Raw genomic sequence first — 25,802 nt, forward strand, 5'->3', positions numbered from 1 at the left:
ATGTCAGCCTTGGACAGCCCCCCAGCAATGAGTCGAGGAAGTCGTAATAGGGCTGAAGAATCAACAAGTTGAATTTTTTGAAATTTTTTTCTACCAGGGGCTTTACAGCCTACAGGACCGTCCGTATAGTGCGCACCACAACGACGGACAGACGACGTTGTAGTTGAGATGAAACGCGATGTAAAGCATCATGTGACCTCGACGAAATGTGTGCCCAGGTGGCGGAATTGGTAGACGCGCTGGTTTCAGGTATCAGTGACCGCAAGGTCGTGGAAGTTCGAGTCTTCTCCTGGGCACCAAGTATTATCAAGTAATAGATGACCAAGGATCTATTACTACTGTGTGAAAGCGAACGATAGTCGCCTTCATCAGACGATGTAAAGCTTTGCCCAGGTGGCGGAATTGGTAGACGCGCTGGTTTCAGGTATCAGTGACCGCAAGGTCGTGGAAGTTCGAGTCTTCTCCTGGGCACCATACAAAAACCCACTAGCTTGCTAGTGGGTTTTTTCTTGCCTGCGTTTTCTGTTTCCCCTCCCCTTTGCGCACGACACCCTCGCGCACTCCACCACTCGACGATCGTCTCGCGATGAATTTCTTGTCACCCGGCCACCTGAGAAACGATTTCGTTTACCATTGTTTCCAAATATGTAGCCGTAAGCGAGGAAGTACCCGCATGACGATCCGTCCGCAACCGCTGATGCGCACCCTGGCCGCCGCTGTACTGAGCCTGGTGATCGGCGCGCCGGCCGCCATGGCAGACGCACCGGTAACACTGACCCTGTACAACGGGCAGCACAAGGAAATCGGCGACGCCATCGCCAAGGCCTACGAGGCCAAGACTGGCATTCACATCAATATCCGCAAGGGCAGCAGCAACCAGCTGGCCAGCCAGATCATCGAAGAAGGCGAGCGCTCGCCGGCCGATGTCATCTACACCGAAGAGTCGCCGCCGCTGAACAACCTGGGCGAACTGGGCCTGCTGGCGAAGATCGACGACGCCACCTTGAACATGCTTCCCAAGGAATACGTGGCTGCCAACGGCACCTGGATGGGCGTTACCGCGCGTACCCGCGTCGTGGTGTTTAACCCCAAGCAAATCGATGAGAAAGACCTGCCGCAATCGGTAATGGACTTCGCCAACCCTGAGTGGGATGGCCGCGTCGGCTTCGTACCGACCAGCGGTGCCTTCCAGGAACAGGCCGTGGCCATTCTGAAGATGCACGGGCGTGACGCTGCCGAAGAGTGGCTGACCGGCCTGAAAGCCTTCGGCAAGACCTACACCAACAACATGGTGGCGCTCAAGGCCGTGGAAAAAGGCGAAGTCGCCGCCGTGCTGGTGAACAACTACTACTGGTATGCCCTTGAGCGTGAGCGCGGCAAGCTGGACTCCAAGCTGTACTACCTGGCCGACGGCGATGCCGGGGGCCTGGTGACCATCTCTGGCGCCGCCGCAGTCAAGGCCAGCAAGCACCCCAAGGAAGCCCAGGCCCTGCTCAACTGGATGGCCAGCGAAGAAGGCCAGCGCGTGATCACCCAGACCACCGCCGAATACCCACTGCACAAGGGCATGGTGTCCGACCGTGGCTTGAAGCCGTTCGAAGAGCTGCGCCCGCCGAAGATCTCGCCGGCCGACCTTGGCAACGCCGAGGAAGCGCTGGAGCTTGAACGTGAGGTCGGCCTGCTCTGATGACCGCCGCCCTGTCCGAGCCGGTGCCGGTACGCTTCGTACCGCGCCGCAAGCGCCCCTCGATCTGGGTGGTGCTGCCTGTGCTGTTTCTGGTGGCGATGAGCCTGCTGCCGCTGGCGTATGTCGCCCTCAAGGCCTGGGAAGCAGGCTGGCGAGAGGCCCTGCATCTGCTCTGGCGCCCGTTCGTCTGGGGCCTGATGCGCAACACCCTGATGCTCATGTTCGGGGTGACGCTGGTGTGCATGGTGGTCGGGCTGGCCCTGGCCTGGCTGCTCGAACGCAGCAACCTGGCGGGCCGTCGGCTGTGGGGCGTAGTGCTGTGCTTGCCGTTCGCAGTGCCCTCGTTCGTCAGCAGCTTTACCTGGGTATCGCTGAGCTCGGACTTCGAAGGCCTCGGCGGGGCCATCCTGGTCATGGCCCTGTCCAAGTATCCCCTGGTGTTCCTTCCAGTGGCCGCCACCCTGCGCAACGTCGACACCTCGCTTGAAGAGTCGGCACGCACGCTGGGCTGCAGCCGCTGGGGGGTGTTCGTCAAGGTGACCCTGCCGCTGCTGTGGCCATCGATGCTGGGCGGCGCGCTGCTGATTGCCCTGCACATGCTGGTGGAATTTGGCGCCTTGTCGATTCTTGGCCTGCAGACCTTCACCACGGCTATCTATCAGCAGTTCGAGCTGGAGTTCAGCAACGCCAACGCTGCCATGCTCTCGGCCGTGCTGCTGGCGCTGTGCCTGATCATGCTGTGGCTGGAGCTGCGGGTGCGCGGCAAGGCCCGCCATGTGCGCATCGGCCAAGGCGTGGCGCGCCGCGCGCAACCGGTGCGCCTGCGCGGCTGGGCGCCGTTGGCGCAGCTGTTCTGCGTGGCCCTGGCGGTACTGGGCAGCGGCATCCCACTGGCGATGCTCGGCTACTGGCTGAGTGTCGGCTCGTCGGCAGCGTTCCCGGTGGCGGAAATCTCCAAAGCGCTGCTCACGTCGCTGTCGGTGTCGCTTGGCGGCGCGGGCTTGTGCGTGTTGCTGGCACTGCCGATCAGCTTCCTGGTGGTGCGCTACAAAGGCCGCCTGGCGATCTGGGCCGAACGCCTGCCCTACCTGCTGCATGCCCTGCCGGGCCTGGTGATCGCGCTGACCCTGGTGTTCTTCGCCTTGCACTATGTGCCGGCGCTGTACCAGACCACTGCCCTGTTGTTGCTGGCCTACGGGTTGCTGTTCCTGCCGCTGGCCCAGGCCCCGGTACGCACCGCCTTGAACAAGGCCTCGCCCACCCTCGAAGAGGCCGCTCGCACCCTGGGCGCCAGCAGCTTCACGGCGTTTTGCCGGGTGACGCTGCCGATCATCTTCCCAGCCTTGGCGGCGGCGTTCGCGCTGGTGTTCCTCGATGCCATGAAGGAGCTGACCGCTACCCTGCTACTCAGCCCGACCGGCATGACCACCCTGGCCACCGAGGTCTGGGCACATACCGCCAACGTCGAGTTTGCAGCGGCGGCGCCTTATGCAGCGCTGCTGATCGTGGTGTCGGGGTTGCCGGTGTATTTGCTGACGACGCGGATGTATTTGAACAAGGCGTGATGTGTACGCCTTGAGTCATTGATCGCAGCATAAATCGAGCGCCGCCCGCGCGGCGCTTCGCGGGACAAGCCCGCTCCCACATCCGTTTCGGGCCAGTGAGTCCTGTTATATAGGCGCGCGCCCCCTTGCTTGTACGGCGCGATATTGAGCCGGGCGCCAAGGGGTCGCGCGCCAATGCCCCAGGAATAACTGGCCCGAAACGGATGTGGGAGCGGGCTTGTCCCGCGAAGCGCCGCGCGGGCGGCGCTCGATCTGATAGGCGCAGAAAGACGCCCGGCGAACACAAGCTCCCCCACTCATCTCAAGCCCTGAACTGCCCCAGGCTAGCCCGTAACTGCGCCGCCAGGTCATCCAGCACCTTACTGCTGGCCGTAGTCTGCATCACCACCTCAGCCGAACGTTCAGCCTGGGCATGGATGGTCTCCACCCGCCCGCGCACCGCCTGCGCCCCATGCGCCTGCTGTTCTGCCGCGCGGGTCGCCAGCCCGATCGCCGCATGCACCTGCTCCACCGCCACCTGCACCGACTGCTGGCGGCGCTCGTTCTCGCGCAGCACCAACAACCCTTCACTGGCCTTGAGCCCCGCCTGGCTGATGGTTGCCACCGCCTCCTTGGCGCCTTTTTGCAGCGCGGCAATATGCGCCTGGATATCCCCCGTCGAGCTTTGCGTCTTGCTGGCCAGCGCACGCACCTCATCGGCCACCACGGCAAACCCACGCCCGGTCTCCCCGGCCCGCGCTGCTTCAATTGCCGCGTTCAACGCCAGCAGGTTGGTCTGTTCGGCAATGCCGTGGATCACCGTCAGTACCACCTCGATCTGCTCACTCTGCTTGGCCAGCCGTTCGATCACATGGGAGCCGGTCTCCACCTGCCCTGCCAAGCTCTCGATCAAACCGGCGAGCTGGGTCGAGGTGCGGCTGTTCTCATCCGTCGCCTGGCGGATGTCCACTACTTGCTGCAAGGCCGACTGCATGGCGTGGCTCTCGGCCTGCGCCTCATCGGCCATGCTCGACAGATCACGCAGGCTGGCAGCCACTTCATCCCGTTGCAGCGCAGCAGCGGCATCGGCGCCGGCATTGCGCTGGGCCATGGCACCAATCTCGACGCCGGTACGCTGCGCCACCTCGCCGGCTTCACGCACAATGGGCTGCAGCTTGTCGACGAAGCGGTTGACCGCCGAAGCCATGTCGCCGATCTCGTCGCGGCTGTCGAGGCTGACGCGCTTGGTCAGGTCGCCTTCGCCAGCGGCCAGATCGTTCAGGGCATCGATCAACAGGCGCAGCTTGCTGAGCACGCGGCGACCCAGCACCACCGCCACCACCAGCAACACACCAAGGCCCACCAGTACCAGGCCCAGGCCAATGCGCCAACGCAGTTCGGCAGCGGCTTCGCGCACGGTCTGCGCGGTATTGGCCTGCATGGCGGTGGCACTGCCCTGCGCCGTTTCCAGGCGTTCACGCAGGGCCTTGCCACTGTCGGTGGCGGCGCCATTGAGGCTATCACCCACCAGTTGCTCACCACTGGCGATCAAGGCAGCAAAACGCTGGTCAAGGGCCGCCAGCTCCTGATCGACGCCGGCAGTGGAAACACCCATCAGCACCTTGCCAATTTCCGCGCCATTCGGGTTGATCGACGCCTCGACGAAATACACCGCCGGGTCGCGGCGCGCCGCCTCGATGACCTTGTCCAGCGCCCGCTCGCCCTGCCCCTTCTCCATCAACGCCTGGTTGATCGGGTTTTGCCGGTTGAGGTAGCGGGTCAGGTGCTGGCCCTGGGCGTCGTCGTAGACCACGAACAGCACATTGGGGTTGCGCTGGGCACGCCGGGCGAAATCGGAGAGCACCGGCACGTCGTTGTCCCAGATCGCCCGCGGCGCCACCGAGGCCAGCAGCTCGGCCATGTCGTTGGCGGAATCCTTGAGGTTCTTTTCCAGGGTCGTGCGCAGTTGCTGCTGCTCGTTCTGCAGGCGCGTGGACAACCCCGCGCTCAGGCGCTGACGCGTGCTGCTGGAGAGGCTGTCGAGGCCCGAGCGCACCTCCTGCCCGGCCTGCTCAAGCTCGCTGGCAAGCTTGCGGCTGTCGGTACCCAGGCGCTCGCCAAGGTCAGCCTCCAGGGCGGTGACGGTGCTTCGGGTCAGCGCAACGGCCACCAGTACCTGCACCAAAAGGGCGATACCAAGGGCAACAAACACAGGCCGCAAAAGGCGGCTTCGTAACAGTGAGAGGATGGCAGACACGGTGTAACCCTCGTGTTTACTGGCGCCACTATTTTGATGGCATCTACAGAAACTTCTTACAGCAAGGGTTATGCCGGGAACAGCAGGGATATGCGCCAAGGTCTAGCAGCCCAGGCCTACAAACAAAAACGCCGCGATCCCTTGCGGGGTCGCGGCGTCAGATCAGCCTGGAAAGCGGATCAGGCGAACGGATGACGCAGCACGATGGTCTCGTTGCGGTCCGGGCCGGTGGAGATGATGTCGATCGGCGCGCCGGTCAGCTCCTCGATACGCTTGATGTAAGCGCGAGCAGCTTCTGGCAACTCTTCCAGGGTCTTGGCACCCAGGGTCGACTCGCTCCAGCCTGGCATCTCTTCGTACACCGGCTCCAGGCCGATGTAGCTGTCGGCATCGGAAGGCGCGTCGATGACAGCACCGTTCTCGTTCTTGTAGCCAACGCAGATGTTGATGGTTTCCAGGCCGTCCAGTACGTCCAGCTTGGTCAGGCAGATACCCGAGATGCTGTTGACGTCGATGGCGCGACGCAAGATGACGGCATCGAACCAGCCGCAGCGACGGGCACGGCCGGTGGTCGAACCGAACTCATGACCACGCTTGGCCAGGGTAGCGCCAGTCTCGTCGAACAATTCGGTCGGGAACGGGCCGGAACCGACACGGGTGGTGTAGGCCTTGGTGATACCGAGGATGTAGTCCAGGTACATCGGGCCAACGCCGGAGCCGGTCGAGATACCGCCAGCGGTGGTGTTGGAGCTGGTGACGTACGGGTAGGTACCGTGGTCGATGTCCAGCAGCGAGCCCTGGGCGCCTTCGAACATGATGTCCTTGCCGGCGCGGCGCAGGTTGTGCAGTTCGGCGGTGACGTCGAGCATCATCGGCTTGAGCTGCTCGGCGTAGGCCATGCACTCGTCCAGGGTCTGCTGGAAGTCGATGGCCGGCTCTTTGTAGTAGTTCACCAGCTGGAAGTTGTGGTAGTCCAGCAGCTCACCGAGCTTGGCGGCGAAACGCTCACGGTGGAACAGGTCACCGACGCGCAGGCCACGGCGTGCGACCTTGTCTTCGTATGCTGGGCCGATACCACGGCCGGTGGTGCCGATCTTGGCTTCGCCACGGGCTTTCTCGCGGGCCTGGTCCAGGGCCACGTGGTACGACAGGATCAGCGGCGCAGCCGGGCTGATGCGCAGGCGCTCGCGCACCGGTACGCCCTTCTCTTCCAGCTTGGTGATTTCACGCATCAGGGCATCTGGAGCAACGACCACGCCGTTGCCGATCAGGCACTGAACGCCTTCACGCAGGATGCCCGACGGAATCAGGTGCAAAACGGTTTTTTCACCGTTGATCACCAGGGTGTGGCCCGCGTTGTGGCCACCCTGGTAGCGCACTACGGCGGCAGCATGTTCGGTCAGCAGATCGACGATCTTGCCTTTGCCCTCATCACCCCACTGGGTGCCCAGGACGACGACATTCTTACCCATTACATTGGTCCTCATTCACGCAAACTTGGTTGCCGGCCTACTGCCGACGCAGAAACTCACTGGGTCAGCGGCAGAACCTGCCAGCGCCCGTCTTGCTGAATCAATTGCCGATCACAATCCGCCTCGAGAGCAGCACTCAACGGCTGGCCAGGCAAAGCCTGGACCACACGCTGGCCCTCGTTGCGCAACTGGCAGACCTGCTGCCAGAGGGCCGCGTCGCCACTGTCAGGCATCCAGATGCCGCCAGTTGGCAATACGACCTCCGCTCGCCCCAGTGTGACCAGGGTCTTCAAATCCGTGGAGAATCCGGTGGCCGGGCGTGCCCGGCCAAAATCGGCGCCGATGTCGTCATAGCGACCGCCCTGAGCGATCGATTGACCTTCGCCCGGCACGAACACAGCGAACACCACGCCGGTGTGGTAGTTGTAGCCACGCAGCTCGCCCAAGTCGAAGTACAGCGGCAGGTCCGGGTAGCGCGACGCCAGGCGATCGGCGATCGCCAGCAGGTCGTCCAGCGCTGCCAGCACGCTGGCCGGGGCACGGCCCAGGCGCACGCGGGCTTCGGCCAGCACTTCACGGCCACCACACAGCTCGACCAGGGCACGCAGCATGTTGCCCAGGTCTTTAGGCAGGTCGGCAGTCAGTGCCTGCACTTCATCGACCGACTTGCGCTGCAGAGCATCGAACAGCTGCTGCTCGACTGCACCCGACAGCCCGGCGGCACGCGCCAGGCCGCGGTAGATGCCGACATGGCCAAGGTCCATGTGCACATCCGCGACGTCGGTCAGTTGCAGCGTGGCGAGCATCAGGCTGATGACTTCGACATCGCTGGTGGGGCTGGCATCGCCGTACAGCTCGGCGCCCAGCTGGATCGGGCTGCGCGAGGTCGACAGTGCACGCGGCTGGGCGTGCAGCACGCTGCCGGCATAGCACAGGCGGCTCGGGCCTTCACGGCGCAGGGTGTGGGCGTCGATACGCGCCACCTGCGGGGTGAAGTCGGCACGGAAGCCCATCAGGCGTCCGGACTGCGGGTCGACCACCTTGAAGGTGCGCTGATCCAGGTCCTGGCCGGCGCCGGTAAGCAGCGACTCCAGGTACTCGATATGCGGGGTGACAACCAGTTCGTAGCCCCAACTCTGGAACAGGTCCAACACCTGGCGACGCGCGATCTCGATGCGCGCAGCCTCAGGTGGCAGTACTTCCTCGATGCCATCTGGCAGCAGCCAGCGGTCTACCGTTGCCATTACGCCATTTCCCCTCTGGTCCGGGCGGCCTGCCTGTGGCGAGCCGTCAGTAAAGCAGGTATCGGCGCACAGCAGCGGGCAGCACTGATCCCAGCGCAGCCACCGTACCCAATACCCTCGAATTGCCTTGCGACCTGACCAAACCGTCAACTGGCCGTGTGCCAATCAACCTTGCAGACGCAAAAAAGCCGGGAAATTTCCCGGCTGCCTCATCATACACCCCTTTTCATTCAGGATGCACCCCGCCTGGTGTTTTAGCTGCCAGGCGGGGCGTTACCCCAATGAAAACGGGCTCAGAGCATCAAGGCTTGCTCTTGTCCAGGTAGCGGAAGAACTCGTTCTTCGGGTCCAGGACCAGCACGTCGCTCTTGCTGGAGAAGCTTTCGCGGTACGCCTGCAGGCTACGGTGGAACGCATAGAAATCAGCGTCCTGGGTGTAGGCCTTGGCGTAGATGGCGGCCGCCTGGGCGTCACCGTCACCGCGGGTTTCTTCAGCTTCACGGTAGGCTTCGGCCAGCAGTACACGGCGCTGACGGTCGGCATCCGCACGGATACCCTCGGCCAACTCGTTACCTTTGGCGCGATGCTCGCGAGCCTCACGTTCACGCTCGGTGCTCATACGGTCGAACACGCTGCGGTTGACTTCCTTCGGCAGGTCGATGGCCTTGACGCGAACGTCGACCACCTCGATACCCAGCTCCTTGTTGGCCATGCGGTTCAGCGAAGCGGTGATGTCAGCCATCAACGCGTCACGCTCACCGGATACCACTTCGTGCAGGGTACGTTTACCGAACTGGTCACGCAGGCCGCTTTCCAGACGACGCGACAGACGTTCGTCGGCGATCTGCTTGAGGCCGGACGTGGCGGTGTAGAAGCGCTCGGCATCCTTGACGCGCCACTTGGCGTAGGCGTCGACCATGACCGCTTTCTTCTCCAGGGTCAGGAACCGCTGGGTCGGAGCATCAAGGGTCATCAGACGGGCGTCGAACTTGCGCACCTGGTTCACATAAGGAACCTTCACATGCAGGCCTGGCTGGACATCCGCCTGGACCACACGGCCGAATTGCAGCAGCACGGCGCGTTCGGTCTGCGAGACGATGTAGAAGCAGTTCCAGGCCACGACGGCCAGCACCACAGCGGCGATCAGGGCGATCAGCGATCTATTGCTCATCAGCGGCTCTCCCTAGTGCGCAGCGGCTGTTGTTGCTGTTGCAGGTCCTGCGCCGCACGCGCGGCCGCATCGTTGACCGACGCAGACACGCTGCTGGTCGGTGCGGACGTGTTGCGGCTGCCTTCGACCATCTTGTCCAGCGGCAGGTAGAGCAGGTTGTTCTGCCCGTCCTTGGTTGCCACCATGACCTTGCTCGAATTGCTGTAGACCTCTTGCATGGTTTCGAGGTACAGACGTTGACGGGTCACGTCAGGTGCCTTGTGGTACTCGGTAACCAGCTTGGTGAAGCGGTCGGCCTCACCCTTGGCGCGGGCAATCACTTCGTCGCGGTAACCGTTGGCATCCTCGATGATGCGCTGGGCCTGACCACGGGCTTCCGGCACCACGCCATTGGCGTAGGACTCGGCCTGGTTGCGGGCACGCTGCTCATCTTCGCGGGCGCGGATCACGTCGTCGAAGGCTTCCTGCACTTCGCGCGGGGCTGCCGCGCTCTGTACGTTGACCTGGGTGACGGTGATACCGGTGCGGTAGTTGTCGAGGAAGCGCTGCAGGCGCTCGCGGATGTCCACGGCCATCTGCTCACGGCCTTCGGTCAGCACCTGGTCCATCGAGGTGGAACCCACCACGTGGCGCAGGGCACTGTCGGTCGCATGCTGCAGGCTCACCTCTGGCTGGTCGACGTTGAGCACGAAGTCCTGCAGGTTGGTGATCTTGTACTGGACGGTCAGCGGCACCTCGACGATGTTCTCGTCTTCGGTCAGCATTTGCCCCTGCTTGGTGTAGGCACGCTCACGCGTGACGTTTTCCAGGTACTTGCGATCGATCGGCGGGAAGTAGATGTTCAGGCCGGGACCTACCGTCTCGTAGTACTTGCCGAAGCGCAGCACAACGGCTTGCTCCTGCTCGTCCACCACGTACACGGCACTGTACAGCCAGATAGCCGCCAGCACCGCCAGGCCAATGCCCAGCAGGCCGTAGCCGCCACCCCTGCCGACATTGCGGTCACCGCCGCCACGTTTCTTGCCGCTGCCGAACATGCCGTTCAGGCTGTCCTGCAGTTTGCGGAAGGCCTCGTCCAGATCCGGCGGACCTTTCTTGTCACCACCGCCGCCACCGCCACCACGGCGGCCGCCCCAGGGATCCTGATTGTTCGAGTTGCCACCCGGCTCGTTCCAAGCCATAGCGCTCTCCATCTGATAAAGCAAAGACGCGCCCACGGCGCGCCGTCCAATGCTACAGAATGCCTGTCACTGCTGCCCGGCGACCTCGACGAGCATTTATTGCAAAGTGTGTTGCTCGACAAACACTTGCGGCTCCATGCCTTCGCGGCTGACCAGACGATTCAACTCGACCCTGGGCAGTCGCACGCTCAGCAGGCTGCGCCCTTCTTCATCATGCTCTTCACTCTGCACCGCCCCCAAGGCAAAGAATTGCGCGCGCAAGCGGGCAAAACGCTGCTCCAGGCACAGGGTGCCGACAAACAGATCATCCCCCAGCAACTCGGCAATCGCCTGGCCAACCAGCTCCAGGCCACGCCCGTCTCGTGCCGATACCCAGACCCGCTCCGGCTTGCCATCGGCATCGCGCTGGATCTGCGGCTCGACATCTTCAAGCAGGTCGAGTTTGTTATACACCTCAAGGATCGGCAAGCCTTCGGCGCCGATCTCGCCCAATACCGCCAGAACCTGTTCGATCTGCTCCATGCGGTCGGGCTCATGCGCATCGATCACATGCAGCAGCAGGTCGGAGTTGCTCGACTCTTCGAGCGTAGCCCGAAAAGCCTCGACCAGCTTGTGCGGCAGGTGGCGAATGAAGCCGACAGTGTCGGCCAGCACGATTGGCCCAAGGTCATCCAGCTCGAGCCGGCGCAAGGTCGGGTCGAGGGTGGCGAAGAGCTGGTCGGCGGCGTAGACGTCGGATTGAGTCAGGGCGTTGAACAGGGTGGACTTGCCGGCGTTGGTGTAACCCACCAGCGAGACCGACGGCAGCTCGGCGCGGCGTCGGCCGCGACGGGCCTGTTCGCGCTGGCTACGCACTTTTTCAAGGCGTGCCTTGATCTGTCGCAGGCGCACCCGCAGCAGGCGGCGGTCGGTTTCCAGCTGGGTTTCACCCGGACCGCGCAGGCCGATACCGCCTTTTTGCCGCTCAAGGTGCGTCCAGCCGCGTACCAGCCGCGTGCTCATGTGCTCGAGCTGGGCCAGTTCGACCTGCAGCTTGCCTTCATGGGTACGCGCCCGCTGGGCGAAGATATCGAGAATCAGCCCGGTGCGATCAAGCACGCGACACTCGAAGACACGTTCGAGGTTGCGCTCCTGGCTGGGCGTGAGGGTGTGATTGAAAATCACCAGGTCGACCTCATCGGCGTTGACCCGGTCGCGCAATTCTTCGACCTTGCCGCTGCCAATCAGGTATTTGGCCGTAGGCTGATGCCGTGACACGGTCACCAGCGAGACGATGTCCGCCCCGGCCGACAAAGCCAACTCCTGAAACTCCTGCGGGTCTTCGCGCGCCTCAGGGTTCTGTCCTTCCAAGTGAACGAGCAGCGCCCGCTCACCACCACCGTGGCGCTCAAAGAACAATGCAGGCTCCTATCAGGCGTTGCCTGGCTCGCTGTCACCGTGTTCGGAATCGGACGGGCTTGGCAGGCGAACCGGACGCGCAGGCACCACAGTCGAAATGGCGTGCTTGTACACCATCTGGCTGACGGTGTTCTTCAGCAGCACAACGAACTGGTCAAACGATTCGATCGAGCCCTGCAGCTTGATCCCGTTGACCAGGTAGATGGAAACCGGAACCTTTTCTTTTCTCAAAGTGTTCAAGTAAGGGTCTTGTAGCGAATGCCCTTTTGACATATGCCGCACTCCTGTAAGGATAAATAATAGAAAATCAAGAAAATCGATAAATTAGGCCGCCCCTTCGCAAGAATAGACGGCAATTAGCAGGGACTCAGCTCAATATGGAGACGCTTCCCAGGTATTTCAAGGTGCGGGACAGATTGTCGCAGGCCAGGCTGTCGAGCCAGTGGACGTCGGACCAACCGCGCAACCAGGTGAACTGTCGCTTGGCCAGCTGGCGAGTGGCAATGATACCGCGCTCTCGCATCTCATTCTCACTTAGCCTGCCATCCAGGTAGTCCCAGACCTGCCTGTACCCCACAGCCCGTATAGACGGCAACCCGGCGTGCAAGTCACTTCTGGCTCGCAGCGATCGGACCTCGTCGATGAAGCCCTGTTCCAGCATCTGCGAAAATCGTAACGCAATTCGCTGATGCAAAATGTGACGATCTGTAGGAGCAATCGCCAAACTCGCGACAGTATAGGGCAAATGTCCGTCAGCGCCTGCGTCTGCGCCGCGACTTTCCGCGTATTGACGCTGGCGATGAGCCGTCATGCTCTCGCCACTGACCCGGTAAACCTCAAGCGCACGTATCAGCCGCTGCGGGTCATTCGGATGGATGCGCGCCGCCGATTCCGGGTCCACTTCGGCCAGCTGACGGTGCAATTCGGCCAGGCCCAGTTCACGCGCCTGGGCTTCCAGCTCGGCACGCACGCTGGCGTCGGCCGGCGGCATGTCCGCCAGGCCATCGATCAAGGCTTTGTAATACAGCATGGTACCGCCGACCAGCAGCGGGATCTTGCCGCGCGCAGTGATTTCGGCCATTGCCTGCAAGGCATCGGTGCAAAAATGTGCGGCGGAGTAGCTTTCGGCCGGGTCGAGAATGTCGATCAAACGGTGTGGGTGAGCCGCAAGCAGCTCTTTGGAAGGCTTGGCGGTACCGATGTCCATCCCGCGGTAGACCAGCGCCGAATCGACACTGATCAGCTCGCAGGGCAGGGCCTTGGTCAGCTCGATGGCCAGGTCGGTCTTGCCGGCCGCCGTCGGGCCCATGAGGAATATTGCTGGGGGCTTGCCGCTCATGTCATCGACCGCGCAGGAAAAGTTTGTCCAGATCGTCCAGGCCCATTTGGGTCCAGGTCGGGCGGCCATGATTGCACTGGCCGCTGCGCTCGGTGCTTTCCATGTCGCGCAGCAGTGCGTTCATCTCGGGGATGGCCAGGCGCCGGTTGGCGCGCACGGCGCCGTGGCAGGCCATGGTGCCGAGCAATTCGTTGAGGTGCGCCTGAATGCGGTCGCTGGTGCCGTATTCCATCAGGTCGGCGAGCACATCCTGTACCAGGCGGTTGGCCTCGGCCTGCTTGAGCAACGCCGGGATCTGCCGGATCGCCAAAGTCTCGGGGCCCAGGCGCTGCAGCTCGAAGCCCAGGCGCTGGAACCACTGGGCGTGTTCCTCGGCGCAGTCAGCTTCGCGCTGGCTCATCGCCAGCGATTCGGGCACCAGCAGTGGCTGACCGCTCAAGCCTTCGCTGGCCATGGCCACCTTGAGCCGCTCGTACATGATCCGCTCATGCGCAGCGTGCATGTCCACCAGCACCAGGCCGACGGCGTTCTCGGCCAGAATATAGATGCCCTTGAGCTGGGCCAGGGCGTAGCCCAGCGGTGGAATATCACCCTGGCTTTCGGGCAGCGACGACGGCGTCTCGGCGACGTCGGCCAGCGGCTTGTAGAACTCGCGATAGACGGCTTGCGACTCGGCTGTCGGCAACGGCTGGGACGGGCGCGGGCTGTACTGGGACTGATAGCCCGCGCCACTGCCACCATTGGAAATCGAAAACTGAGGTGCCCGAGGCTGTTCGAGCACCGGCGAGGCCAGGCGCATCTCACCCTGAGGCCCGAATTCACCGGCCTGTTGGCCACTGGGGCGAACGATTTCGGCAACGGCGGCGGGCGCGGCCAACTGGTCTTCCGGGCGCACATCGGCCAGGGCACGGTGCAAGGTACCGTAAAGGAAGTCGTGCACCGAACGCCCTTCGCGAAAGCGCACTTCGTGCTTGGTCGGGTGCACGTTGACGTCGACGCCGTTAGGCTCAAGCTCCAGGAACAGCACGAAGGTCGGGTGCCGACCGTTGAACAGCACGTCCCGGTACGCCTGGCGCACAGCGTGGGCCACCAGCTTGTCGCGCACCGCCCGGCCGTTGACGAAGAAGTACTGCAGGTCGGCCTGGCTACGCGAGAAGGTCGGCAGCCCTACCCAGCCCCACAGGCGTAGGCCGTTGCGCTCGACATCGATGGGCAGCGCCTGCTCCATGAAGCCAGGCCCGCAAATGGCGCCGACCCGCCGCGCACGCGCGGTTTCATCATGGGCCTCGTGCAGGCTGAGGATGCTCTTGCCGTTGTGGCGCAGGTGGAAACCAACATCGAAGCGGGCCAGGGCCAGGCGGCGGATGACTTCCTGCAGGTGGTCGAATTCGGTCTTCTCGGCCTTGAGGAACTTGCGCCGCGCCGGGGTGTTGAAGAACAGGTCGCGCACCTCGACCGATGTACCGACCGGGTGCGCGGCAGGCTGCACGCGCGGGGTCATGTCGCGGCCTTCGGTCTCGACCTGCCAGGCCTCGCCGGCACTGGCCGTGCGTGACGTCAGGGTCAGGCGCGCCACCGAACTGATCGAGGCCAGGGCCTCCCCCCTGAAACCGAGGCTCAGCACGCCTTCGAGGTCTTCCAGCTCACGGATCTTGCTGGTGGCGTGACGGGCCAGGGCCAACGGCAGGTCGTCGGCGGAGATCCCGCCGCCATCGTCGCGCACGCGCAGCAACTTGACCCCACCCTGCTCGACTTCGACATCGATGCGCCGGGCACCGGAGTCGAGGCTGTTCTCCAGCAGCTCCTTGGCCACCGAAGCCGGGCGCTCGACCACCTCACCGGCGGCAATCTGGTTAGCCAGCCGCGGGCTTAGCAGCTGGATGCGCGAACCACCATTCATTGCTGCGAAGCCAGGGTGGTGGCTGGCACATCGAGACGCTGGCCGACCTTCAGCTCATCGGTCTTGAGGCTGTTGGTGCTGCGCAAGCTGGCCACACTGACCTGATAGCGAACCGCAAGCATGGCCAGGGTTTCGCCAGGGCGCACGGTGTGCTCACGTGGGCCGGCAGCGATCTTGCCGGTATCACGCAGCCAGGCGATGTAGGTGCCGGGCGGCGGATTCTGCTGGAAGAACTGCCGCACGCCGGTGTGGATCGAGCGCGCCAGGGCCTGCTGGTGGCTGCGGGTAGCCAGTTTGGCCGCCTCGTTAGCGTTGGAGATAAACCCTGTTTCAACGAGGATCGACGGAATATCTGGCGACTTCAACACCATGAAGCCCGCCTGTTCCACCCGCTGCTTGTGCAGGGAAGTGACGCGGCCCATGTTGCCCAGTACCTTCTGCCCGACATTGAGGCTGGAGCTGAGGGTGGCGGTCATCGACAGGTCGAGCAACACGCCAGCCAGCATGCGGTCCTTGTCGTCGAGGCTGACGTTGCCGGCACCGCCGATCAGGTCGGAGCGGTTTTCCGTGTCGGCCAGCCAGCGCGCGGTCTCGGACGTGGCGCCACGGTCGGACAAGGCGAATACCGACGCACCGAAGGCGGCCCTGGATGGCGCGGCGTCGGCGTGGATCGAGACGAACAGGTCGGCGCCCTTCTTGCGGGCGATTTCGGTGCGTTTGCGCAACGGGATGAAATAGTCACCGGTACGGGTCAGCTCGGCGCGGAAGCCCTTCTCGCTGTTGATCTGGCGCTGCAGTTCCTTGGCGATCTGCAGCACGATGTCTTTTTCGTGCTGCCCGCGCGAGCCAGAGGCGCCCGGGTCTTCACCGCCGTGACCGGCATCGATGGCGACCACGATGTCACGCTTGCCACTAGGCACCGGTGGCAGCTTGATGGCCGGTTGGGCCGGGCTCACCGGCACGGCCGGCGTGGTCGCAGGCGTTTGTACTGGCGCAGGCGGTGGGGTCGGCGCGCTGGCGGCGACGGCATCGGCCTCCTGGTCGTACAGGTCGACCACCAGGCGGTTACCGTACTGGGCATTGGGCGCGAGGGTGAAGCTCTTGGGTGTGACCGACTTTTTCAGGTCGACCACCACGCGCAGGTCGGTAGGCGTGCGCTGGGCCGAACGCACGCTGCTGATCGGTGTATTGGACGTGGCCACGTTCAACGGCGCGGCCAGGGTCGCGCCATTGATGTCGATGACCAGGCGATCAGGTGCGCTGAGGGTGAAGACGCTGTGCTGCACGGGGCCAGACAGGTCGAAGACCAGCCGCGTGTTGTCCGGCGCGCGCCACAGGCGCACGCTCTTGACTTGTGTGACGGCCAGAGCCTCAACGGTCACCGTTGTCAGCAGCAGACCAACGATGGCGACCAGTGCGCGTATGCGCATACCTACCCCACTTTCTGTTTTTAGTGTTTGCCCAGTGCCACGCACCAGGCCTCGCCGCGAGCCCCCTGCGGCGAAAGGTTCAGCGAGCGTCCGCGCGCTTGGGGGCTTATGGTAATGGTCAGGTCAGGCTTTGGCAAAACGCCCGCACCCTTTTCTGGCCACTCGAACAGGCACAACGCATCGCCATCGAAGTAGTCACGAATGCCCATGTACTCCAACTCCTCCGGATCGACCAGGCGATACAGGTCGAAATGGAAAGCGCGCACGTCTCCGATCTCGTAAGGCTCGACCACGGTGAAGGTCGGGCTCTTGACTGCACCAGTATGGCCCAGGCCGCGGATCAGGCCACGCGAGAGCGTGGTCTTGCCAGCCCCCAGGTCACCTTCGAGAAAAATCACGCCGTGACCGCCGGTCACTTCGGCAAGCCGCGCACCAAACGCGACCATGGCCGCTTCATCGGCCAAAAACAAGGTTAAGCCAGACACGCAGAATGCTCCTCCAACAACTCACGAATGACCGGCGCCAGATCACTGGCTGCCAAGCCTCTACCCTTGACGCCCAGGCGCTCGCCCGCACAGGCATGCAGCCAGACACCCAGGCAGGCCGCCGGCCAGGCCGCCATGCCCTGAGCCAGCAGCGCCGCCAGCACGCCGGTGAGGACGTCGCCCAGACCAGCACCGGCCATGGCCGGGTGGCCACGGTCACAGCGCGCCAGTTGCCCACCAGGGTCGGCCACCAGGGTGCCGGCGCCCTTGAGCACGCAGACGCTGGCATAGCGGCGGGCGAGCTTGCGAGCAGCGCCCGGTCGGTCGGCCTGAACGGCCTCGGTGGAAATCCCCAGCAACCGCGCCGCCTCCCCAGGGTGCGGGGTCAGGATGCTGCCACTGGGCAGGGCCAGCGGCGTGCGCGCCAGCAAGTTCAACGCATCGGCATCCCACACCTGCGGGCGCGCGGCATTGGCCACTGCCGACAGCAGGCTGCGGCCCCATCCGCCCTGCCCCAGCCCCGGGCCGACCACCAGCACCGAGGCGCGCTCCAGCACGCCCATCAACTGATTGGCCGAACTCACGCCCAGGCACATGGTTTCTGGCAGGCGGGCCAGGCTCGCACCGACATGTTCCGGCCGCGTTGCCACGCTGACCAGGCCCGCGCCACAGCGCAGCGCCGCCTCGGCACTGAGCAGCACCGCGCCGCCGGTACCGAGGTCGCCACCGACCACCAGCACATGGCCAAAGTCACCTTTATGGGCATGCGCCTGCCTTGCCGGCAGGTGCGCGACGGTCACGCTACTGAGCAGTTGCGGGGCACTACCTGGGTGTTTGGTCTGGGGCATGGGGTCAAAGGCTCCAATGTCTGGCAGAATTATACGCACCTGAGCCCGTATTGCCTTGCCCATCCATGTCCGCTTGCACACTTGACCTCGCCGCACTGGCCCAATCGATCAAGAATTGGGGCCGAGAACTCGGTTTTGCCCACGTCGGCATCGCCGGTGTGGACCTTGGCGAGCACGAACAGCACCTGCAACGCTGGCTCGACGCTGGCTACCAGGGCGAAATGGAGTACCTGGCCGCTCACGACGGCAAGCGTGCCCACCCTGACCAGTTGATCCCCGGCACGGTACGGGTGGTGTCGCTGCGCATGGACTACTTGCCAGGCGACACGCAGATGGCGCAACGCCTGGCCCAGCCAGAAAAGGCCTACGTATCGCGCTACGCCCTTGGCCGCGACTACCACAAGCTGGTGCGCAAACGCGTGCAGCACCTGGCCGATCGCATCCAGGAAGACATTGGCCCGTTCGGTTACCGGGCGTTCGTCGACAGCGCCCCGGTGCTGGAAAAGGCGATTGCCGAGCAAGCTGGGCTGGGTTGGATCGGCAAGAACACCCTGCTGCTCAATCGCAAGGCCGGTAGCTACTTCTTCCTTGCCGAGCTGTTCGTCGACCTGCCGCTGCCGGTGGACGAAGCACATACCAGCGAGCACTGCGGGCGCTGCCAGGCGTGCCTGGACATCTGCCCGACCCAGGCCTTTGTCGGCCCCTATGTGCTGGATGCCAGGCGCTGCATCTCGTACCTGACCATCGAGCTGAAGGGTGCGATTCCCGTCGAGTTGCGTTCGATGATGGGCAATCGAGTGTTCGGCTGCGATGACTGCCAGATCGTCTGCCCATGGAACCGCTTTGCCCGGCCCACCCAGGAGAGTGACTTCCAACCCCGGCATGGGCTGGAGAATGCCGAGTTGGCCGAGATGTTCCTGTGGGATGAGAAGACTTTTTTGCGCAAGACCGAAGGCGGGCCATTGCGGCGGGCGGGGTATGAACGCTGGCTGCGAAACCTGGCGGTGGGGTTGGGCAATGCCCCTTCGACGATTCCGGTGCTGGAGGCCTTGAAGGCCCGACGGGATGACCCGTCGGCACTGGTGCGTGAGCATGTCGAGTGGGCGCTGGCGCGTCACGGACAGGTGTAGGTGGGGTCAGGCGGGCGAGGCCCCTCACTGCTGGTCGTTGTAATGAAACTTGGGCATTTCCCAATGAAACCTGATCGCCAGCAAACGCAGCAGAAACCCGCCAAACAAGGTCAGCAACGTCGCCTGCTCCGCCGGCAGCTGAAAGTGCACGCAGCCCAGATAGAACCATGCCGCCGCAAACGACACGCTGGCATACAGCTCCCGGCGGAACACCAGCGGGATGTCGTTACAGAAGATATCGCGCAAGATCCCACCGAATACCCCGGTGATTACCCCGCTGATCGACGCCACCAGCATGCCCTGCCCCATCTCCAGCGCCGTCATGCAACCGATCAAGGTAAACGCCACCAACCCCAGGGCATCGAGCACCAGGAACAATGAACGCAGGCGGCGCATCATCGGTGCGATGAAAATCGTCAGCAGTGCCGCACAGCTGGTCAGTACCAGGTACTCCGGGTGCTTGACCCAGGTCAGCGGGTAGTGCCCAAGCAGCACGTCACGCACCGAGCCACCGCCCAGGGCGGTGACGCAGGCAATCAGCACCACGCCAAACCAGTCCATGCCGCGGCGGCCGGCAGACAAGGCACCGGTCATGGCTTCAGCGGTGATGGCAATGAGGTAGAGCATCAACAACATGGTGCGAGTCCGTGCGAGAAAGGCGCGCAGTCTAACCAGTTGCCCGAGGCACCAAAAGAGGGCGCAGACACAATATCTGCGCCCTTTCAGCTCACACCTTGATGAAGTGCTCGCGGTAGTGGCGCAACTCGGCGATCGACTCGCGGATATCGTCCAGCGCCAGGTGGGTGCCGCCCTTCTTGAAGCTGTCGCGAACATTCGGCGCCCAGCGTGCGGCCAGCTCCTTGAGGGTCGAGACGTCGAGGTTGCGGTAATGGAAGTAGTTTTCCAGGTTGCGCATATGGCGATAAAGGAAACGGCGGTCCTGGCAGATGCTGTTGCCGCAGATGGGCGACTTGCCTTTGGGCACCCACTGCTCGAGGAAGGCGATGGTCTGCGCCTCGGCCTCGGCCATGCTGACGCGGCTTTCGCGCACACGCTGGGTCAGGCCCGAGCCGCCGTGGGTACGGGTGTTCCACTCGTCCATGCGCGCCAGCACTTCGTCACTGTGGTGAATGGCGATCACCGGGCCTTCGGCCAGGGTGTTCAGATCGCTGTCGGTGACAATCGTGGCCATCTCGATGATGACGTCGCTGTCCGGATCCAGGCCGGTCATTTCCAGGTCGATCCAGATCAGGTTCTGTGGGTTGTGCATGCAGGGGCTCCTCGTATAGGCCGTCATAGTAGCCTAGCGGGGGCGGCCGGCGCATGCGCGGCGCAAAGGTAAGCCCAATGGTCGAGCGCCCGGCGTGCTAAACTGCCTGCCGTTTTCAATCTGTCCCAGCACGGAACCTTCATGGCCAAACGCCAGCTCAATCGTCGCCAAAACTGGCGTATCGAAAAAATCCAGAACGAGCGCGCCGCTCGCGCCGCCAAACGCGAGCAGCACACGCTGCATGAACTGGAGGGCGGCGACCTGGGGCCAGAACAACTGGGCCTGGTGATTGCCCACTTTGGTGTGCAGGTCGAGGTCGAGGCCCAGGACGGCGATACGGCCGGCCAGGTGTTCCGTTGCCACCTGCGGGCCAACCTGCCTGCACTGGTCACAGGCGACCGTGTGGTCTGGCGTGCAGGTAACCAAGGCATCGGCGTGATCGTCGCGCAGATGCCGCGCAGCACCGAACTGTGCCGGCCGAACAACCACGGCCAGCTCAAGCCGGTGGCGGCCAACGTCGACCTGATCGTGATCGTCTTCGCGCCAGCGCCCGAGCCACACCCGAACCTGATCGACCGCTACCTGGTAGCCGCCGAGCATGCCGGCATCCGTCCGCTGCTGCTGCTGAACAAGGCCGACCTGATCAACGACGAGAACGGCCCGGCCCTGCATGCGCTGCTCGAAGTCTATCGCGACCTCGGCTACCCCTTGCTGGAGGTTTCTGCCCACCAGGGTGATGGCATGCAACGCCTGCAACAGATGCTGGACGGGCACATCAGCGTATTCGTCGGCCAGTCGGGCGTGGGCAAGTCGTCCCTGGTCAACAGCCTGCTGCCTGCCGCCGACACCCGCGTCGGTGACCTGTCCGAGTGGTCGGGCCAGGGCACGCACACCACCACTACCGCGCGCCTGTACCACTTCCCCAACGGCGGCGACCTGATCGACTCGCCGGGCATTCGCGAATTTGGCCTGGGCCATGTCAGCCGCGATGACGTGGAAGACGGTTTCATCGAGTTTCGCGACCTGTTCGGCACCTGCCGCTTCCGCGATTGCAAACATGACCGCGAGCCAGGCTGCGCACTGCTCCAGGCCTTGGACGATGGCCGTATCAAGCAGCAGCGCATGAACAGCTACCGCTCGATCATCGCCAGCCTGCCGGAAGACAGCTACTGATTAGCCTTTATTGTAGGAAGTATTACCGGGGCATGTAGGACCGCTCCGGTTTTACCGTCATCTATTGCCCCTTCTACTGCTTTCGCTGATGGTCATGCCTTCTATCAGGGAGGGCAACCGCCATGCCGGTTCTTATCAGCTACCGCCACGAAGAGCGGCTCGATGCGTTCATCCTCAATGAGCGCCTGCTGCTCGAAGGCATCGCCACCCAAGTGGTACAGCTTGACAGCGAAGGGCATACCCGCGATGACCTGCATGGCAGTTTTTGCCAGCAGATGAGCGATGCTACTCATTGGGTCGGGGTGCTGCCCGCCGACGCTGCCGAAGACTGGTGGACTGCTTGGCTGCTGGGGGCTGCGGCAATGGCCTGCCGGCGGATCAGCTTCTATCGCAAAGGGCCCGCGCCACTACCGGAATGCCTGGGCAGGTGGCCGTGCATGCGTGAGCGGGCGCATATCGACCTGTTCGTGCGGGCCTATCATGACGAGCGCACGTTCGAGCGGGCCATGACACTGCCGCCAGGGCGAGGGTTGGGTGCTGACAGGGATAATGCCGATTTCTTTCATGCCGATCTCAAGGCCAAGATCCGCCGAGGGTTTTGAGGGCCATGTGATGGCTGGCACCGGCTTCGCCGGTGCTCGCGGGGCAAGCCCGCCCCCCACAGAGGCACAGCTATCAATGCGATAACTGTTTGTCTATCGGAGCGGCTGCGCGAGGGGTTACTGCTCTTTGGCGTCGTCCAGCTTCAGCGCCCCATCCTCGAAGATGTTCAGCTTCTCGCGCAGCTCACGCGGCTGCATCGGTGCCTGCTCGGCCTCTGGTACAGCCGGGGCCGAGGCGCCCGGTGCGGTGTCGGCAGGTGCTGCTGGCTCGGCCGGCGGCGTTTCGGGCGCTGCCTGTTCACCCTCGATGTTGCGCTGGGCCTTCTTGGTCAGCACGATGATGTCGATGCGCCGGTTGACCGGGTTGAACGGGTCCTTGCGGTCGAACAACGACGACGAGGCGTAACCCACCACCCGGGCCACTTGCTCGTCCGGATAGCCGCCAGCGACCAGCGCGCGCCGCGCCGCGTTGGCACGGTTGGCCGACAGTTCCCAGTTGCCGAACTCACCGGTGCCAGCAAACGGCTTGGCATCAGTGTGGCCACTGATGCTGATCTTGTTCGGCACCGCCTTGATGGTGTCGGCCATGGCCAGCAGGATGTCCTCGAAATACGGCTGCAAGCGCGCACTGCCGATGTCGAACATCGGCCGGTTCTCGGCATCCATGATCTGGATACGCAAGCCGTCCTGAGTGATCTCGAACAGAATCTGGTCCTTGAACTTCTGCAGTTGCGGGTTTTCCTCGACCTTGTTCTGCAGCTCCTGCAGCAACAACTCGAGGCGCTCGCGTTCGACCTGCTCGGCCATGGTCTCGACCTGGTCCTTGCTCAGCTGAACGCTGGATTCAGGCGTCGGTTCGGACTTCACTTCAGGGTTGATAGTCTTCTCCGGTGCCATCTCGGGCGAACCGCCCAGGTCGATGACGTAGGGCGTGCCACTCTCGGAAAAGCCGATCGGGTCCTTGAAATAGCCGGCAATGGCGATCTTCTGCTCAGGCGTGGCTGTGGACAACAGCCAGAGCACCAGGAAAAACGCCATCATCGCCGTGGCGAAGTCGGCAAAGGCGATTTTCCAGGCGCCGCCATGGTGGCCGCCGCCGAAGCGCTTGACGCGCTTGATGATTATCGGCTGATTGTTCTCCATGACTCAGCGACCGCGAACCGCTTGTTCCAGCTCGGCAAAACTTGGGCGATGCTTGGGGTAAAGCACCTTGCGACCGAACTCGACAGCCAGGGACGGTGGCATGCCCGAGGCCGACGCGACCAGCGAGGCCTTGATCGACTCGTACAGGTTGATCTCTTCCTTGGCATCGTGCTCCAGGCACTTGGCCAACGGGCCGAAGAAGCCATAGGCCGCCAGGATACCGAAGAAGGTACCGACCAGTGCCGCACCCACGTGCATGCCGATGGCCGCCTGGTCGCCCTCGCCGAGCGAGGCCATGGTCACCACGATGCCGAGTACCGCCGCAACGATACCGAAGCCCGGCATGCCGTCGGCAATGCCGTTCACCGCATGGGAGGGGTGTTCGAGCTCTTCCTTCATGCTCAGCAGCTCCATGTCGAACAAGCCTTCGAGCTCGTGCGGGGCCATGTTGCCGGTGGACATGATGCGCAAGTAGTCGCAGACGAACGCGGTCATGCGCTCATCAGCCAGTACGGTGGGGTACTTGGCGAAGATGGGGCTGGCCGCGGCGTCCTCGATATCACTCTCGATGGCCATCATGCCTTCACGACGGCTCTTGTTGAGGATCTCGTACACCAGGCCCAGCACCTCCAGGTAATAGGCGTGGGTGAAGCGCGAGCCGAACATCTTCATCGACTTCTTGATGACGTGCATAGTCATGTGGCCAGGGTTGGCCTGCAAGAATGCACCGAAGGCCGCACCGCCGATGATCAGTACTTCGAACGGCTGGATCAGCGCCGCGATCTTGCCGTGGGAGAGCACGTATCCGCCGAGCACGCTCGCGAATACGACGATGATGCCGATAATTTTAGCCATAGGTTCAAAGCACTTGCTGTCGTGGTCAGGGTGAGAGACGGGAGCTTTAAAACTCTTCTTCTACTTATCGGCAGAACTGCGCCAGACTATAGCCACTCAAAGCGAAAAGCCAGTTCGGACTGATGTCAAAATGCCAATTGAAACCAAGGTGCCCGCTCAGCCGCCACGTACGTTAGAGGCCTGGGTAAAGCTGCTGGAGAGTGTTCGCATACCTGTGCCGAAACAGAGTTACGACCGGGTATTGGCGGCCATAAACGACAGCCGCCGCTCCCTGCGCGATATCGCCGAACTGATGCAGGATAGCCCGGCACTGGTGCTTTCGGTCATGCGTGAGGCCAATCACCCGGCCAACGCCAGCCAGGCCGAGCCCGCCGAGAGCCTGGAAATTGCCCTGAACCGGCTGGGCCTGACGCGTATCGAGCAGTTGCTCAAGCGCCTGCCCTCGCTGCCAGCCGACGAGGTCCCGCCGGTACTGGGCCAGTTCCAGCTGATCAGCCAGCACGCCTCGCAGCAGGCCAGCGGCCTGTTCGCCAGCCGCCTGGCGCGCTTGTGGCAAGAAATCCACTGGGGCAGCCTGCTGTTCCTCGCCCCACTCTGGCCGCTGGCACTGGCCTACCCGAAGCTGCTCGACACCTGGGAGCTGCGGGTTATCCACAAGGGTGAGAAAGCCGCCGAGGTGGAGCAGGAACTGTTCGGTGTGCGCATCATGGCGCTGTGCCAGACCATGGCCGAGTACTGGCGCCTGCCGCAATGGGTGACCCAGGGCTACCGCATGCTGCTGGATGAACGCGAGCAACTGGCGCAGGTGTTCAACATTGCCCGCGATCAGGACGTGCTGAGCCAGCAACACCGCCTGGATGAGGAGCCCGGCCTGCGCCGCTGGTTCAACCAGCCGGCCAATACCGCGCTGCTGGCCAACGGCCTGGCCCTGGCGGCGCAGGTGGGCTGGGACAACCCGCACCTGCTGCGCTGGCAGTTGCTGACCGCGCTGTACCTGCAGACGTCGCTGGATGACGTGCAGCAGCAGGTTCACCAACAAGCGGCGGCCAGCGCCCGGCGCCATGCCCACCAGGCACTGTTCCACCCGGCCGAAGCGCTGATCTGGCCCTGGCAGCAACGCCGCCCGCACCCAGGCATGCTGGCGCCACCGCCGCCCAGCAGTGAAGAACTGAACCGCTGGCGCACGCTGTGCCAGGACCTGCTGGCGCAGCCAAGCCCGTTCACCAATACCGTGCACCTGGCCACCCAGGCCCGCGAGGCCCTGCTGGCCTGCGGCATGCAGCGCATCATGCTGCTGACCCTAGACAAGGCGACCGACTACCTGCGCGTACAGCAGACCGCCGGCCTGCCCAAGGAAGCCGCTGCCATGGCCTTGCAAGTGCCGCAAAGCAAGCTGCTGCAAAAACTGATGAGCAAGGCCGGACAACTGCGCCTGACCCCGGAAAACCACGGCCAGTTCTCGGCCCTGCTGCCTGCACCGCTGCGCGCGCTCTTCCGGAGCGAGCACCTGCTGCTGCGCTCGCTGGCAGTCAACGACCAGGTCATGATGCTGGCGGTGGCCGACCAAGGCGGCAACCCTCTGGCCGATATCAGCGTGCAAGCCTTTGGTAAAACCGCGCAATGCATCGAGCGCGCGCTGTCCGTGTTTGCCAACCGCAAGGGCTGAGCCTTGC

At 63.5% G+C, this 25,802-nt stretch carries 22 protein-coding genes, 2 tRNA genes and 1 pseudogene; 8 read left to right on the plus strand and 17 right to left on the minus strand.

Annotation, left to right across the window (positions count from 1 at the left end):
* Nucleotides 1–212 precede the first annotated feature (212 nt).
* The 4 genes from CKW22_RS05190 to CKW22_RS05205 all read left to right on the plus strand — a co-directional run bounded on the left by CKW22_RS05190 (nucleotide 213) and on the right by CKW22_RS05205 (nucleotide 3,252).
* A tRNA-Leu gene (locus CKW22_RS05190) sits at nucleotides 213–299 on the plus strand.
* A gap of 88 nt (nucleotides 300–387) precedes the next feature.
* Nucleotides 388–474, plus strand: a tRNA-Leu gene (locus tag CKW22_RS05195).
* A 199-nt stretch (nucleotides 475–673) separates the two neighbouring features.
* Entirely contained in the window at nucleotides 674–1,687 is a 1,014-nt protein-coding gene (locus tag CKW22_RS05200; RefSeq protein WP_033701802.1) for an extracellular solute-binding protein, read from the plus strand.
* Nucleotides 1,687–3,252, plus strand: coding sequence for an iron ABC transporter permease (locus tag CKW22_RS05205; protein ID WP_033701803.1), 1,566 nt, complete (start codon nucleotides 1,687–1,689; stop codon nucleotides 3,250–3,252). Before CKW22_RS05200 ends, CKW22_RS05205 begins: the two co-directional genes overlap by 1 nt.
* A 301-nt stretch (nucleotides 3,253–3,553) precedes the next feature.
* On the opposite strand, the gene CKW22_RS28075 is transcribed toward CKW22_RS05205, so the two are convergent.
* The 13 genes and pseudogenes from CKW22_RS28075 to CKW22_RS05265 form a co-directional block, all read right to left on the minus strand.
* A complete protein-coding gene (locus CKW22_RS28075) occupies nucleotides 3,554–4,438 on the minus strand; it encodes a methyl-accepting chemotaxis protein (protein WP_371856394.1) in 885 nt (294 codons plus the stop codon).
* A pseudogene (locus CKW22_RS28080) lies at nucleotides 4,412–5,152 on the minus strand (HAMP domain-containing protein); the annotation flags it as partial. The gene CKW22_RS28075 and the pseudogene CKW22_RS28080, both read right to left, overlap by 27 nt.
* Before the next feature lie 515 nt (nucleotides 5,153–5,667).
* Nucleotides 5,668–6,960: an adenylosuccinate synthase gene (locus CKW22_RS05215; protein ID WP_008095424.1), complete on the minus strand. Its 1,293-nt coding sequence runs from the start codon at nucleotides 6,958–6,960 to the stop codon at nucleotides 5,668–5,670.
* Between the two features lie 56 nt (nucleotides 6,961–7,016).
* Nucleotides 7,017–8,204 carry an ATP phosphoribosyltransferase regulatory subunit gene (locus tag CKW22_RS05220; RefSeq protein WP_033701805.1) on the minus strand — a complete coding sequence of 396 codons (1,188 nt, stop codon included), beginning with the start codon at nucleotides 8,202–8,204 and terminating at the stop codon, nucleotides 7,017–7,019.
* A 301-nt stretch (nucleotides 8,205–8,505) separates the two neighbouring features.
* A complete protein-coding gene (gene hflC, locus CKW22_RS05225) occupies nucleotides 8,506–9,375 on the minus strand; it encodes a protease modulator HflC (protein WP_033701806.1) in 870 nt (289 codons plus the stop codon).
* Complete coding sequence (hflK, locus tag CKW22_RS05230) at nucleotides 9,375–10,556, minus strand: FtsH protease activity modulator HflK (RefSeq protein ID WP_033701807.1); 1,182 nt, start codon at nucleotides 10,554–10,556, stop codon at nucleotides 9,375–9,377. Before hflK ends, hflC begins: the two co-directional genes overlap by 1 nt.
* A 96-nt stretch (nucleotides 10,557–10,652) precedes the next feature.
* Nucleotides 10,653–11,954, minus strand: coding sequence for a ribosome rescue GTPase HflX (hflX, locus tag CKW22_RS05235; protein ID WP_095063878.1), 1,302 nt, complete (start codon nucleotides 11,952–11,954; stop codon nucleotides 10,653–10,655).
* A gap of 12 nt (nucleotides 11,955–11,966) precedes the next feature.
* Nucleotides 11,967–12,227 carry an RNA chaperone Hfq gene (gene hfq / locus CKW22_RS05240; RefSeq protein WP_003258160.1) on the minus strand — a complete coding sequence of 87 codons (261 nt, stop codon included), beginning with the start codon at nucleotides 12,225–12,227 and terminating at the stop codon, nucleotides 11,967–11,969.
* A gap of 94 nt (nucleotides 12,228–12,321) precedes the next feature.
* Nucleotides 12,322–13,293: a tRNA (adenosine(37)-N6)-dimethylallyltransferase MiaA gene (gene miaA, locus CKW22_RS05245; RefSeq protein ID WP_047582306.1), complete on the minus strand. Its 972-nt coding sequence runs from the start codon at nucleotides 13,291–13,293 to the stop codon at nucleotides 12,322–12,324.
* A 1-nt stretch (nucleotide 13,294) separates the two neighbouring features.
* Nucleotides 13,295–15,193, minus strand: coding sequence for a DNA mismatch repair endonuclease MutL (mutL, locus tag CKW22_RS05250; RefSeq protein WP_047582303.1), 1,899 nt, complete (start codon nucleotides 15,191–15,193; stop codon nucleotides 13,295–13,297).
* Nucleotides 15,190–16,623, minus strand: a complete 1,434-nt coding sequence (locus CKW22_RS05255) for an N-acetylmuramoyl-L-alanine amidase (RefSeq protein WP_095063879.1) — start codon at nucleotides 16,621–16,623, stop codon at nucleotides 15,190–15,192. Before CKW22_RS05255 ends, mutL begins: the two co-directional genes overlap by 4 nt.
* Before the next feature lie 20 nt (nucleotides 16,624–16,643).
* Nucleotides 16,644–17,108: a tRNA (adenosine(37)-N6)-threonylcarbamoyltransferase complex ATPase subunit type 1 TsaE gene (tsaE, locus tag CKW22_RS05260; RefSeq protein WP_033701813.1), complete on the minus strand. Its 465-nt coding sequence runs from the start codon at nucleotides 17,106–17,108 to the stop codon at nucleotides 16,644–16,646.
* Nucleotides 17,096–17,956 (minus strand): NAD(P)H-hydrate dehydratase, encoded by an 861-nt coding sequence (locus tag CKW22_RS05265; protein ID WP_095063880.1) that lies wholly within the window; start codon nucleotides 17,954–17,956, stop codon nucleotides 17,096–17,098. The genes tsaE and CKW22_RS05265 overlap by 13 nt, the downstream gene beginning before the upstream one ends.
* A 65-nt stretch (nucleotides 17,957–18,021) precedes the next feature.
* Between CKW22_RS05265 and queG the strand changes: the two genes are divergently transcribed.
* Complete coding sequence (gene queG, locus CKW22_RS05270) at nucleotides 18,022–19,086, plus strand: tRNA epoxyqueuosine(34) reductase QueG (RefSeq protein ID WP_033701816.1); 1,065 nt, start codon at nucleotides 18,022–18,024, stop codon at nucleotides 19,084–19,086.
* A gap of 24 nt (nucleotides 19,087–19,110) precedes the next feature.
* On the opposite strand, the gene CKW22_RS05275 is transcribed toward queG, so the two are convergent.
* Entirely contained in the window at nucleotides 19,111–19,722 is a 612-nt protein-coding gene (locus CKW22_RS05275; protein ID WP_033701817.1) for a trimeric intracellular cation channel family protein, read from the minus strand.
* 91 nt (nucleotides 19,723–19,813) lie between these two features.
* Complete coding sequence (gene orn, locus CKW22_RS05280) at nucleotides 19,814–20,356, minus strand: oligoribonuclease (protein WP_033701818.1); 543 nt, start codon at nucleotides 20,354–20,356, stop codon at nucleotides 19,814–19,816.
* Nucleotides 20,357–20,497: 141 nt separating this feature from the next.
* Between orn and rsgA the strand changes: the two genes are divergently transcribed.
* Both rsgA and CKW22_RS05290 read left to right on the plus strand, forming a co-directional pair.
* Nucleotides 20,498–21,529, plus strand: a complete 1,032-nt coding sequence (gene rsgA, locus CKW22_RS05285; protein WP_033701819.1) for a small ribosomal subunit biogenesis GTPase RsgA — start codon at nucleotides 20,498–20,500, stop codon at nucleotides 21,527–21,529.
* 122 nt (nucleotides 21,530–21,651) lie between these two features.
* Entirely contained in the window at nucleotides 21,652–22,131 is a 480-nt protein-coding gene (locus CKW22_RS05290; protein ID WP_033701820.1) for a molecular chaperone Tir, read from the plus strand.
* A gap of 117 nt (nucleotides 22,132–22,248) precedes the next feature.
* Here the strand turns inward: CKW22_RS05290 and motB are convergent, their stop codons facing one another.
* The gene (motB, locus tag CKW22_RS05295; protein ID WP_033701821.1) at nucleotides 22,249–23,274 is read right to left on the minus strand and encodes a flagellar motor protein MotB; all 1,026 of its coding nucleotides are present in this window, start codon (nucleotides 23,272–23,274) and stop codon (nucleotides 22,249–22,251) included.
* A gap of 3 nt (nucleotides 23,275–23,277) precedes the next feature.
* The gene (gene motA / locus CKW22_RS05300) at nucleotides 23,278–24,129 is read right to left on the minus strand and encodes a flagellar motor stator protein MotA (protein ID WP_033701822.1); all 852 of its coding nucleotides are present in this window, start codon (nucleotides 24,127–24,129) and stop codon (nucleotides 23,278–23,280) included.
* A gap of 130 nt (nucleotides 24,130–24,259) precedes the next feature.
* On the opposite strand from motA, the gene CKW22_RS05305 reads away from it, so the two are divergent.
* Nucleotides 24,260–25,795, plus strand: a complete 1,536-nt coding sequence (locus CKW22_RS05305) for an HDOD domain-containing protein (protein ID WP_047582298.1) — start codon at nucleotides 24,260–24,262, stop codon at nucleotides 25,793–25,795.
* The last annotated feature ends 7 nt before the right edge of the window (nucleotides 25,796–25,802 follow it).

This window comes from Pseudomonas sp. Irchel s3f19 (genome assembly GCF_900187555.1).
GTDB lineage: Bacteria > Pseudomonadota > Gammaproteobacteria > Pseudomonadales > Pseudomonadaceae > Aquipseudomonas > Aquipseudomonas capeferrum.